This window comes from Mycoplasmopsis phocirhinis (genome assembly GCF_004216495.1).
GTDB classification, from domain to species: domain Bacteria; phylum Bacillota_I; class Bacilli_A; order Mycoplasmatales; family Metamycoplasmataceae; genus Mycoplasmopsis; species Mycoplasmopsis phocirhinis.
On record NZ_CP034841.1, the window covers coordinates 465,928 to 479,342 of the forward strand.

Genomic DNA, 13,415 nt, shown 5'->3' on the forward strand with positions numbered 1-13,415 from the left:
ATTATGAAAGATAATAACCCAGAAATGTTAAATGAAAAACGTCATGGTTTTCTAGCTTCGGATTATGCTGAATATGAAAAAATTCTTGCCAATGTCCTTGCAAAACAAGAACAAAAAGATCTACCAGCTATTGAACTAAAAAACGTGTATATTGATTTTGGTGAAACTCTTGCTGTTGATGATGTTAGTTTTAAAATTCCCGAAGGAAAACTAGTTACTTTACTAGGTCCATCTGGTTCAGGAAAAACAACTGCATTAAACGCTATTTCAGGTCTATTAACAATCAGTAGTGGCAAAGTGCGTTTTTACGGTAAAAATGTAACAGCATTAACTCCTCAAAAACGTAAAATTGGTTTTGTATTTCAAAACTATGCTCTTTATCCACATATGAGCGTTTATGATAACATTGCCTTTCCTCTAAAAAATGATGCAAGCTGAAAAAACGATGTTATTACAGCAAGTTTAATTGCTAAAACCAAAATTAATAATATTTATTTAGAAGCATTAGGTGCGAGTGAAGAAGAACGCAATAATTACTTACAAACTGTTATTAATACCAGAGCCATTATGGATGAATTGGAAAGATTAGCAGCAAAATCTATTTCACACCGCCGCAAAAAACTTTCTCAAGCTCAAAGTAATTACAAATTAGCCCTAAATAAATTTGAAGCTAAATCAACTATTCTTTCAAAAAACGTTTTAAAACGTTATGAACAACTAAAAGAAGATTACAACAAAATTGTTTCAAATATTATTCATCAGCATCAACTTAATAAGGCGAACGGTGTTATAGTTGAGCATAAAAATTTAGATATTAAGGATGAAATTGTGGCTTCAGGTTTATTAAATTTTAAATCTCCTCAAGTTACACAAAACGACAAACCAACTCGTTATGATTGAGTGTTTATTAATAAATTTTTAGCACTAGAATCATTATATAAACAATATCAACAACTAAATGCTAAAGTTGCTGCGCAAGATAAAATGCAATTTTCTAAAGCTGATGCGATGAAATTAGCTAAAATGGAACATAAACTTTTACGTAACCAAGCAAGAGTTAAATACTCAATGAAAATGAGTGAAATTTTAAAAGAAAATGTGCCAATTATCACTAAATTTAAGCAAGAATTAAAAGATGCTGAAATGGAATTAAAAACCATAAGTAACGACGAAGTCAAAAGAGCTCAACGCAATTTGAAAATAATTCCAAAAATTATGAAAAGCGAATATGCTCGTTTAGAAAGAGATTTAGACGCAAAATATGGTTTTAAAAACCATATGAAAAAAGATTTAAAATTACGTAATTTTGAATTTTCACAATCGCAACGAGATTTAATTGAGCAATACTCTAAAGAAGTTGTGAGTATTAAACAAGCAATTCACCGTGATGTTTTAGAAGTAGCAAAACGTGTGGAGATCTTGCCAATTTTACAAAAAAAACCAACAAGATTATCAGGTGGACAGCAACAAAGAGTTTCAATTGCTAGAGCCATTGTTAAAAAACCTAAAATTTTATTAATGGATGAACCTTTGTCAAATTTAGACGCAAAATTAAGAATTAATACTAGACAATGAATACGCGAAGTTCAACAAAGTTTAGGTATTACTACAGTTTTTGTTACTCACGATCAAGAAGAAGCGATGTCAATTTCTGATATTATTGTGTGTATGTCAACTGCTAAAGTTCAACAAATGGGAACTCCAATGGAGTTATACAATAAACCAGTTAACCAATTTGTTGCTCGCTTTTTAGGCATGCCAGAAATGGGAATTATACCTTCACAATATGTTGAAGGAGAATTAAAAGTAAATGATGTTCACATTCCTGGAATTAAATTAAAAGGTAAAGATAATGCTTCAGTTAATGTTGGCGTGCGTGCTGAAGATTACCAAATTGTTTTTGAAAATGTTGATAATGCTCAATTCCACGGAATCATTACAACTGTAGAACAATTTGGTAAAGAATCAAAACTAATTGTGAAATTAAATGACGATATTAAATTGAACTTTTTAGTTCACAATAAACACGATTTTAAAATTAATGACCAAATTCACTTTAACATTCCAACAGATAGATTACACATTTTTGATTCAATTAGCGAAGAAAGAATTGAATACTATGTTCAGTAGTTTTTTAAAGAAAAAAAGCTTAGAAACTAATAGTAAATTTATTTTTAATTTTGCTATTAATAAACAAGCTAAAAGAAATAATGCAATTTCTGAATCTGTTGTAGATCGTCGCACGCCGTTTCTAGCAGCCTTTTTATTAATTTTACCGGCGTTAGTAATTTTACTTACTTTTACTGTTGTGCCTTTTATATACAATATTAAAGATACATTTTATAAAGTGGTTGATAATAAAACAGGGGCGTCTCAATTCATTGGTTTTGACAACTTAACACACTTATTAAGTCAATTAACTTTTGCTGTGGGGGTGCGAAATTCATTTATTTATGGTTTATTAGTTTTACCATTTTCAATGATTATTTCACTCTTGATCTCGTCATTGATTGCAACTGTCATTCGTAAAAAATTAAGAGGTTTTTTACAAACTGTTTTCTTTTTACCTTACATTACTAATATAGTTGCAGTATCACTAGCTTTTGTGCAAATTTTCCAAGTTAATGGTCAATTTAACCAATTATTTAGAGCCCTAGGTTTTTCAGCTAATATTAACTGATTAGGTGGAACTGACCAAACTGCGTTTAAAGCGTTGTTTGTTATGCTTATTAATGGTGTATGAGGCTCACTAGCCTTTAACATTTTATTATTTAGCACAGCAATGTTATCAGTCGATAAAAACTTATATAAATCAGCGGCTATTGATGGTGTAAGCGGCACTAAACAATTTTTCTCAATTACTTTACCTTCAATTCGCAAAACAATTTCGTTTATTATGACAATAGGTATAATTAACGGAATTAAAGTTTTCCCACTAGCTTTATTTGAAAACGTACCTGATAAAGCATTTAGTGCTGGAGCTTCAACTATAATGTTATTTGTTTATAAATTTGCTCAAGCTGGACAATTTGAATTATCTGGTGCAGCTTCAATTATTTTATTCATTATTGGAGTATCGTATTCAACTGTAATTCGTTCAGGATTTAAAATTTTAACACTAGTATCACTAAATAAAGGAGAATCTGATGTTTGAAACAAAATTAAAAATTCGTCAGAAATTGGCGAACATAAGGCTAAAACACAAACGAGATTTAGTTACTCAACAAGTACATGATAGTTCTCTAGTTTCTTTATTTACTAAATATTTAATTAAATTAATTTTACTAGTGTTTTTTGCAATGGTTATTATTATTCCTTTTGCGTATATGATCTTATTAGCATCAACTGATAATGCTCAAGCTGATCAAATTCGCAACGGGAGTGCTGGTATTTGACCACAACATTGAGAATTTTTTAAAAATATTCGCTCTGCTGCTACTGGTAGCACAACTGATTTTTGACCTTGACAGGCTGAGTGACAAATTGGTTATTTATTTTCTTTTACGTTAACATTTTCTAATGTTTTACTTTCAATTGTATTAAAAATCTTTGTCACAATGTTGCTAGGCTATGCTTTTAGTCTTAAAAAATGAAGAGGTAAAGAATTTGTTTGATTTATTTTGATGACACTATTAGTTTTACCCGAAGTTGCTTTACTTTCAGGACAAAGAAAAGTTGTTACTGAAATTAGCAAAATTATTTCACCGGCCCAAAATGATAAAGTTGGTTTATTTGGTTATAACTTATTTTTAATAGCGATTCCTTTTGTTGCTTCAATTTTCAATGCTTTAATGTATCGCAATGCTTTTGAGGCAATTCCTAACCGTATTAAAGAAGTGGCAATGGTTGATGGAGCTGTTGGAGCAAAATATTTATTTAAAGTTGCTATTCCAATGGTGGCTCCAACAACTCTAACAATTATCATTTTAACAACTTTAGCTTCATGAAACTCATTTTTATGACCTAATATTATCGCTGGTAGTGGTTATCGGGTAATGTCAGTGTGATTATTTGATGTGGGAGTTGATCACTCAACTCAAGACGAAAGACAATTTTACAATATTAAAATGGCCGGGGCAATTTTAGTAATTTTACCAATGTTTGTTTTCTTCTTATTTGCTCGTAATAAAATTATGAATGCAATCTCACGTCAGGGAAGTACAATTAAAGGATAATTTATGAATAAAATTAATGTTAAAAAAAATACGATTGTCTGGCTAATTATTGGCATTATTTCACTCGTGATTATGATTTTATGCTCAATCATTGTTCATCGCATTTCAAACGGAGTAGAAACAATTAAACATGTAAGGTTTGAAGAATCTATTATTGGTGATGCTCGTGCGTATAAAGCATATGCAATTGGGATTTTAGCTTTTCTTTCAGTAATCATGGCAATTTCAATTGGAATTTGTTATTTAGGCTTTAAATCATGAAATTACAACGCCACACTTTAGGAAAATTATGAATAAAAAATTAATTTTAAGTTTAGCGACAGTTTCTATTATTAGCCCAATTAGTGTAGTTTCATGTTCAAATCCTTTTAAAGATAGCCAAGCAATCAAAAATGCTAAATTCCAATTTGAGCACAATAATATTTTCAAAAATAAATCTTTTGCCCAGTTTCAATCGCAATATTTAAATAAACTTTATCCCCAAGATAGTGAGCAACAAAAACAAGACTATATTCATGTTTCCAATGTATTTCGACAATTTTTCAATAATTTAGACAATATTTTATTCTTCGATTCACAACTATTTCACCAAAAATATATTCTGTTAGGTAATGAGTTAAATAACACTTATACTGCCAATGCTAAAGATGGCAAAAAAGAAACAAAATTTGTTTCTTTAACTAAACAATCTTTAATTGCTTTAATGGAATATATGTATGCCAATACTCCTTATTCATATAACGTTTTAAATAAAGTGTGAGATAACACTTTATACCGTGATATTAATAAACTTGAAAATAAAATAGAGTTTAAATTTGAAAATTCACCAGCAAATCCGCAAATTAACAACATTTCAATCATTCCAAATGAGGTGTATGAAATGTTTAAAAGTAATGAATTTAGATTAAGTCCCAATTTAGAAACATTTAAATTAGCTTATCGTAAAATTATAGATACCTATCAAGTTTTAATTAATAATATTAGTGAGCAAGAACAAGTTATCCAAAAAGCATTAGCCCCAATTTATTATGTGTTACAAAATCCAACCCCTGAACGTTATATTAATGAAAATTATGCCAGTGATGTCTCGGGTAAATATGCTTTAATTAAACCCGACGCATTTAAGTTTTTAGGTCAAAGTAGCCAACGAATTATTGAATTTGCTAGCGATCCAGATGCGTATTATGCAAAATTGAATGCTCAAAATTATATTAATGAAGCTTTTAATAAAGCAGACACCAAATTCAAACAAACTTTTGATTTAGCTATTCAAGCGTGAAAACAAGGGATTGGTAAATATGGTTTTGCACAATTGATTGCTTTTTCGCTATATTTAAATAATCCAACTAATATTCAAATTTTAGCTTTTAATAAAGCTAACACTAAAACTTATTTAATTGAATACACTTTTGGTCAAAACAAATACTTATTTGACCCAATCGCGGATTATCAAAATCAAGATAAAACCAGTTTAACAATTTATTCAAACAAACAACAATTGCAACAACAAGGTTATACTTTAAGCGAAGACACGCTTTCAGCACTTAATGTTGAATCTGTTTGAAAATAATAATTTAACTCTTTTTAAAAGAGTTATTTTTATTTGTTTATTTAGTTTTTCGATATCATTAACTAAAATATATTCCCAATACAACTACATTTCAATATAATTCTAATTGCAAAAACAGCACAGTATTGATAAGGAGAATTGCGAACAAAAAGTTAATATTAAATGTATAAATTAAACATCAAAATTAATAAAATTATTGACATAATATACATTTTAGTGAATTATCAAGCATAATAAATAATTGATTTTTTTTGCGATATTAGTCAAAAAAATTTTTGTTTGCTTGGTTTAAATTAAATTTTTTAAAAATTTTAGATTCTTTATTGAGTTAAGATATTACCCGAGTTTCCAAGTTAGGGGTCATTTTTTAGCGTTTTTCGCCATCTTTATACTAAAGTATAAAAAAATTTTTTTAAATTACAAAATTACATTGTAATTATGATATAATTTAACTATGGAGAAATGGGTTATAACACAATCAAAAAGAAAAGATAAAACATATGTCTCGGTCGCAATACCGGCTGGATTTGGAAAAGGTTATAAAAAATCAATTGGAATAGGTAATTTAGAAACATTAAAAACTTTAAATCTAGACCCTATAAACGCCCTTAAGGTTGCGTGTGCTGATTGAAATACTGAATGAAATAAAGAAAAGATATTATCAAAAGTAAAGGAGGTTTTAGCTCAATCTAAAAAAGAAATCCGAAAACAAAATTTTGGTATAAAAGCATTATATGAATTATGTGATAAAATCAACCCTTTCAAATTGTGTGAAAAAAGCAAATCAAAAAATCTTTTAGATATTGCTAAATATATAATCACTTCACGGATCATCAACCAAGATAGTTTGATCAAAATGTATCAACAAAAACATCTTTATGATTTCAATAATGACTTCAAAAAATCTACTTTTTATAATAGTTTAGATTATGTAACCAATAATAAAAATGAAATTTTAAAACAATTAAATAACTCATTAACTTCAAATGCTAGCCGTGATATTGAAGTGTTGTGATATGACTCAACAACAGTATATTTTGAAAGTTTTGCGAGAAAAGGATTGAGATATCCTGGTTATTCAAAAGACGGAAAATTTAAAGAAGATCAAATAGTAATTGGAATGATTACTGATTGTAATGGAATTCCATTTCATTTCAAAATATTCAAAGGAAATACTGCTGATATGAACACTTTTATACCTTTTATATTGGAAATACGGGATATTTATAATATAAAAAATGTAACAATTGTCGCAGATAGAGGAATGAGCACAAACCGCAACATACGCTTTTTAGAATCTTTAAACATAGATTACATACTCTCTTATCGTTTGAAATCTAGTACAAAACAAAGAAAAGAATACACAATTAACCAAAACGATTATATTCGTGTAAACAAAGATTTTAAATATAAAGAAATAGAATTTATGTCGCTGTGAAAAAACAAACGGTTCAACGGTCATAAAAGAAGACAAATAATGACCCATAGTAAAAAACGAGCAGCAAAAGATTTTAATGATCGTATGCAACTAATTGAAATTTTCAATAAAAAACAAAAAAATGGTAGAGTAATTGAAACAGATTTAATAGCTGCCAAAAAGCATAAATTTTTTAAAAAAATTGGAGCAACTTCTTATTATCAATTAGATTTAGAAAAAATTAGTGAAGATGAACAATTTGGTGGTTATTATGTGTATGAAACTTCAAGAATAGATCTTAAGCCATTAGATATTGTTGATTTATATCAAAAACAATGACAAATTGAAAATAATTTTAGAAATTTAAAAAATTGTTTAAAAATTAGACCTATGTATGTTTGGAGTGAAAATCATATTGAAGGTTATATTACTTTATGCTTTATTTCATTGGTTTTATTACAGTATGGTTTAAATATTTTGAATAAATATGTTAAAAAACAAACAAAAATAGACAAAAATTATTCAATTTCCAATTATGTAGACGCTATCAAAAATGCCGAAAAAATTCAAATTTTAATTGATAACAAAATTATTAACGAATACAACATTGAAAATACTGATAATGAAAAGGAAACAATGTTATATGAATTAATTGAACAATCAATCAAAAATTACAATGTAATTAAATTATAAAAAATTCCGAAAGTACCTTAAAATGAGGTATTTACGGAATTTTTTAATTTGCAACTTGGAAACTCGGGATCTCATTGATATTTATCTTTATCAAAATATTTTTTTGCTTGTAGTGTATTGTTATATAAAAATATTTTGAAATCTTTATGTTTATTGGCCGGAGCTTGTTTAATTCTTAAATCAGGATATTTATTATTTTTATCAATATTTTTATTGATTCAAATTTGAAAACAACAATTAACATCAACTGGTTTATTATTGAGCGAAAATGAATTTTTTGGCAAATCTTCACTACTATAAATTAATTTTAATTCTGGATTAATTTGTTTTTGTACATTTCATCTTCTAAATTGAATAGGTAAAACAAAACAAATAATATCTGAATTTTTTGAGGAATGATTTATAAATTCAATTGCCAATTTTGCCCGCTTGCCAAATGGTGGGTTTCCTATTGTTATGTTATTTGTTGAATATTTAATATCTGATGTTAAAAAATTTTGTTCCTTAACTAATGAGTGGTTTTTTTCAATATCAAACGCAATAATTTTATTTTGATATCTTTTTTGAATAGATTCAATAAACTTTCCATCACCCGCAGACGGTTCAATAAAAACAGTTTTAGAATTAATAAAATCAAAAATTTTAATAATATCTAAAAATTGTTCAACTATTTTAGGTGAAGTATAAAATTGATCTAATTTAGATTTAATAGACATTAAATTTCACTCCTTACATTAGATATAAATTTTTTATCAAAAAAATATGAATTAAACATTGAATTCAATAGGTTTAGTAGCAAAAATAAAATTAATATTTTTGCCTTGTTGGCTCCATTTTCGTTCATAACCTGTCATTATATTTTCTTTAGCATAAGCAGTGTTGTGAAGATTTGTGCCGTGCTCAATTATATTCCAGTGATTTTGTAAAAAAGATTCTAAAGAAAACTGATATAAACTATCATTATCAGATTTAAATTTTAAAACTGATTTTTCATTCATGATCTGGAGATATAAATTCAAAAAATATTGATGAGTCAAACGACGTCGAAAATGTCTAGCTTTGGGTCAAGGGTCACTAAATGTTAATCAAATAGTATGTGCGTAGCCTTGGAAAATATCAGTAAGTGAATTAGCATCAGCAATAATTATTTTAAAATTATCTAATTTATAATGTTGGGCCAATTTTAAAGATTTAGCAGCGACTGTAGGATATTTTTCTAAACCAAAGTATTTTTTATCTGGATTTAACCTAGCTAATTCAACCAACATTTCTCCTTTGCCCATACCAATTTCAATAACGCATTTATCATCTATATAAATTGGAAATTGTTCATCGTGAATTAAAAATTCAGATTCATTTAATTTTGCGATTGCGTTTTTATCGTGTCTTAATCTCATAAATTTATTTTAATAAAAAAACATAAATATTAAATTTTTAATGCCAAATTTATTTGTTAAATTAATTTTAATTTGTGTGAAATTTTTGATCAAAAAATGAAAAATAAAAGTTTATAAAACAAAATATTTTTTTGTTATACAATAATATAATTATTCTATACATAAATACAAATATTTCAAAAATAATTAAACTTCACAATAGGAGAAAAATGAAAAAAACAAAATTAATTATTGGCTTATCTTCAGCAAGTTTGATATTACCTTTGAGTGTTGTATCATGCCAACAAAATAAACAATCCGATCAAAATAAAACTCCCGAAAAACCTAAAACCAATACAAGTAGTTCAAAAACTAAAACACGCACAAATTTAGATAAAATAGCTAGCAAACAATTTGATGAACTTTTTAGTGTGGAATTTAAAGATATTAGTGGTAGAACTGTTACTAAAGACGAAATTAGTGTTGATGGTGTACAAAGAAATTCTCTACAAAATGTGAATTTAAAAGTTAAACCCAACTTTAGCAATCAAGTTAATGCTAAATTAATAAATATTGGTGGTAATTGAGATAAACAACGAACAGGAAAAGCTCATTTTTCTATTCAATTTATTGACAAAAATGATGAAAAAAATACTAAAATTCACACCTATATAATTTCTGGTTTTAAATCAAATCAATTCAACGCTAACGATGATGGTACTATTATTGCCGATCCAAGATTGAGTATAGTAGATGATTTTCAAGAATATGAAAACGCAAACCAAGAACAAAGATTTAAAATAGATAATAAAGATTATATTGAAGGTTTAAAACGTCAATACCAAGATACTGACATAACTAAATTACGTCCTGAACTTAATTACACCCAACAAGCCGCCGAAAAATTCAATACTCTTTCACAAGAGGCTAAATTAAATTCGTATGAGGATAGTGTTTATAAAGGTTATACTTTACCAACATTCAATGACAAGGGTGAAATAGATGCATTATCAATACATGGTAAAGATGCTCCAGCTTTATATTCAAAAATTGATTTTTTAGGTGATAGAGATCCAAATCAATCAATAGGTTTAGCTCGTTTATTGCCAAACGAAAAATACAAGCAAATCGCATTAGAAACAATGGCAATAAGTTTTACTTCTAAAGAAGATTTTGCAAGAGAAATTAAACAAGCTGAACAAATGATTGAAAAATTAAAAACTTGAAACCAAAGCACACCTGAATTTATGAGTTATATAAACAACTTAGTTGAAAAAGAAAATCTAGAAAAAACATATTTAAGCAATCTATTAGCAGGCGAATTAAGAACAGCTTATGAGCGTGATGTCGACGGTATTAAAAAACGTTATCAAGATGCACAAGATGAAATTGATAAAAAAATTGAAACAATCAAAGCATACACAACTAACGATGTAATTAAGCAATATGAACAAAAAATCCAAGAATATAAAAGTGATGCAGCTTCAGGTAAAAAATTCAATGGATCTACAGGAACAATGTGAATAATGGATTATGAAATTCCCCAAGATGGTAAATACCCAACTAAATGATATTTTGGCACAAATTCACACGTTGCAAAATTAATGTCTTCAAAAAATTTTAGCGGCTTTAGTATAAATGTTTTAGATGACAGTATTAATGTCAATACTAAATTAAGACTAAATGGTTTGGATACACATTTTAATGAGTTTGTTTTTGGTGGTCCTCAAGTACAAAACATATTGACAAAAATTTTTGATGCAACTGATTATTTAAGCACAAGTCCTAAAGACTATTTAACTCAACAACAACAAAACGAATACGAAGGTGTTGAAGAAATGATTGATTTTGCAGTTCTAGAGTTAGACTTAAGTAAATTCAATTTTAATGAAGGTTATGACTTATCAGTTATTTCAAATAAAATTGCCAAGGACAATACTTTTGGTGGCAGTGTCGAAAATTTAGCTAGAGCTCTAACTAACAATTATTTTGATAGAAAACCAGAAGACAAAGTTAAATTCTTATCAACATCATATTTAAAAGACTATGACAAAATAGATTACCAATTAAGAGTAAAAGAAGGTGAAACACCTAAACAAACAGATGAATTATTTGCTTTAGGTTATCCTTCTTCTAGAGATGATTTCTTTTTAAGAAGATATGAGGATGAAGACCAATTTTTACAAAAAAACTATTATCAAAGTTTATGAGTTAATTCTGATTATAGATTTTACTATGCTGAAAATAATAATGAAGACGGCCCAGCAAATTTCTTAAAATCAAGATTAGATAAAGGAAATTATTTATCATATCAAATTGGATATCGTTCTTTTATTGATAAGCCAGGTATAAACGATGCCTTTATCGTTAGCCCACTACGTGGAAATAAAATTTATGAAACTTACGACGAAGATAAAACAACAATCAGAAAATATTTCAACACAGGTCTTCAATATATGTTAAGACATTTTGCCCCGATAGGCGGCTCATCTGGCTCAAGTGTCAGAAATCAAAAAAATGAATTAGTCGCAGTTCATAGTTCAATTATTCCAAGTGCGCGAACCGATTTTGCAGCTGCATTTAGATCTGAGGGATATGATTATAAAGGAGCATACGGTAAATATAATCTTGAACAATATGACCTAATTTATGGTGGTGGTAAAAACCAGAAAAAATCATATTTAGATTCATTAATAAAAAAATATAATGAAAACGGAATTAAAACATATTTATTCCAAAATGGTGCTTCAAAAAACAACATTCCTGACGAATTCAAATTTAAAAATAATGAACAATAAGACAAAATAAGATAAAATTTTAAAAGCAAATCTTATTTTAAACATGGACAAAAAATATTAACATTTTTAATTAGCGAACGCCATAGCAATTTGTTGTGGCGTTTTTCATCCTAAATTTGATTGTATTCTTTCGTTGTTATATCAAAAAATATATTCCTTAATTTTATCATTTAATTCATCAAAAGTAATTTTTGTGTAATCTAAATCATTTAATAATTCAGTTTTAATCACACCAAATCAATATTCAATTTCTCTATTATCTAAAGAATTGCCAACTCTAGACATTGAAACTGTCCCGCCGAATTTTATAATTTTATTAATGTATTCTTGATTTGTATATTGAAAACCATGATCCGAATGAACGATAAATTTATCAAAATTTTCGTTTTGAATATCGTTAATATTATCTAAAACAAAATCTAGATTATTATTTTTGCTTAATCTAAAACCTACAATTTTTTTACTTTTGTGATTGATGATAGCAGATAAATATACGTGATTTTCACGTACATCTTTTGGAGCATTTATGTATGAAACATCTGTAGCGAAAATATTTCTATTTTGGCTATCGTTGTAATCTCTTTGAACGGTATTTAAGATTTGACATTTTGTGTTTTTAATTTCTTTTCTTTTTCTTTTTTGTCTTAGCTTGCATTTAAGATTTAATTGATTTAAATATCTGCCTAAAGTTCTGTCATTTATGTGTATATTATATTGATTAAATATATAAATACTTAGCTTTTTTCTGCCAAATCTGCCTTTATTTGCTTCAAATGCTTCAACTATAATTTTTGAATGAGGAATTGTTTTTTCTATATTTTGTTTAACTTTCGCATTAGAAATGGTTTGTCTACAAAGACTAAAAAACAATGCTAGTTTAATAAATTGGATTTTTAAATTTTTAGCTTCTTCTTTTTTCTCTTTTTTGGGTTTTTGGTTTGTTATTTCATAATATCTTTTTGCGATTTCAATTAGATCATTTCTGTCAAAAATATCTCAATCAAAATTTGGTTCTTTTCTAGGTCTTCCGCTACCTGGTTTTCTGTCTTTGCCTTTTTTAGTTAATAATTTTTCTTTCACGCCTAAATTATAATATTTTATTATTTTAGCAATTCTTACTGCAAGATATTTTTTCTTAACTAATTTTGTTTTTGGAGAGATATTTCAAAGTGTTTTTATAGCTTGTGATTTTCCATGTTTTTGGTAAACCTCAAAGATTAAATCGAATTCCTCCATTTTTAAATGTCTTGACATATTTAGTCCTTTCAATTTTTGTTTTTTTGATTTTTGGTGGGGTATACCCCACCCTCTATGGGTTGTGTACAAAAAATTAACACTTTACAATGTTAATTTTTGTTGTCCACCTTTATTTTGTCTTTTATTATT

General features: G+C 27.4%; 10 protein-coding genes. 7 read left to right on the forward strand and 3 right to left on the reverse strand.

The features are described 5' to 3' along the window. The first annotated feature begins 3 nt into the window (after positions 1–3). From EG856_RS01845 to EG856_RS01870, 6 genes are all read left to right on the forward strand, one after another. Positions 4–2,130 (forward strand): ATP-binding cassette domain-containing protein, encoded by a 2,127-nt coding sequence (locus EG856_RS01845; protein ID WP_130429436.1) that lies wholly within the window; start codon positions 4–6, stop codon positions 2,128–2,130. Further along, entirely contained in the window at positions 2,120–3,238 is a 1,119-nt protein-coding gene (locus tag EG856_RS01850; protein ID WP_130429437.1) for a carbohydrate ABC transporter permease, read from the forward strand. Before EG856_RS01845 ends, EG856_RS01850 begins: the two co-directional genes overlap by 11 nt. Beyond that, positions 3,147–4,175, forward strand: a complete 1,029-nt coding sequence (locus EG856_RS01855; RefSeq protein ID WP_130429438.1) for a carbohydrate ABC transporter permease — start codon at positions 3,147–3,149, stop codon at positions 4,173–4,175. The genes EG856_RS01850 and EG856_RS01855 overlap by 92 nt, the downstream gene beginning before the upstream one ends. Before the next feature lie 72 nt (positions 4,176–4,247). Beyond that, positions 4,248–4,457 (forward strand): hypothetical protein, encoded by a 210-nt coding sequence (locus EG856_RS01860; RefSeq protein ID WP_165381419.1) that lies wholly within the window; start codon positions 4,248–4,250, stop codon positions 4,455–4,457. Between the two features lie 7 nt (positions 4,458–4,464). Beyond that, positions 4,465–5,745 carry a hypothetical protein gene (locus EG856_RS01865; RefSeq protein WP_130429440.1) on the forward strand — a complete coding sequence of 427 codons (1,281 nt, stop codon included), beginning with the start codon at positions 4,465–4,467 and terminating at the stop codon, positions 5,743–5,745. Positions 5,746–6,199: 454 nt separating this feature from the next. Beyond that, the gene (locus EG856_RS01870; protein ID WP_130429441.1) at positions 6,200–7,855 is read left to right on the forward strand and encodes an IS1634 family transposase; all 1,656 of its coding nucleotides are present in this window, start codon (positions 6,200–6,202) and stop codon (positions 7,853–7,855) included. A 17-nt stretch (positions 7,856–7,872) separates the two neighbouring features. Here the strand turns inward: EG856_RS01870 and EG856_RS01875 are convergent, their stop codons facing one another. Both EG856_RS01875 and trmB read right to left on the reverse strand, forming a co-directional pair. Next, positions 7,873–8,571 carry an SAM-dependent methyltransferase gene (locus tag EG856_RS01875; RefSeq protein ID WP_130429442.1) on the reverse strand — a complete coding sequence of 233 codons (699 nt, stop codon included), beginning with the start codon at positions 8,569–8,571 and terminating at the stop codon, positions 7,873–7,875. Between the two features lie 51 nt (positions 8,572–8,622). Further along, positions 8,623–9,252, reverse strand: a complete 630-nt coding sequence (gene trmB, locus EG856_RS01880; protein WP_130429443.1) for a tRNA (guanosine(46)-N7)-methyltransferase TrmB — start codon at positions 9,250–9,252, stop codon at positions 8,623–8,625. A 209-nt stretch (positions 9,253–9,461) separates the two neighbouring features. On the opposite strand from trmB, the gene mip reads away from it, so the two are divergent. Continuing rightward, on the forward strand, positions 9,462–12,029 hold the full coding sequence (mip, locus tag EG856_RS01885) for an Ig-specific serine endopeptidase MIP (protein WP_130429444.1): 2,568 nt from the start codon (positions 9,462–9,464) through the stop codon (positions 12,027–12,029). Positions 12,030–12,095: 66 nt separating this feature from the next. Here mip and EG856_RS01890 read toward each other — a convergent pair whose 3' ends face one another. Further along, positions 12,096–13,283 carry an IS3 family transposase gene (locus EG856_RS01890; RefSeq protein WP_130429445.1) on the reverse strand — a complete coding sequence of 396 codons (1,188 nt, stop codon included), beginning with the start codon at positions 13,281–13,283 and terminating at the stop codon, positions 12,096–12,098. Positions 13,284–13,415: the final 132 nt, after the last annotated feature.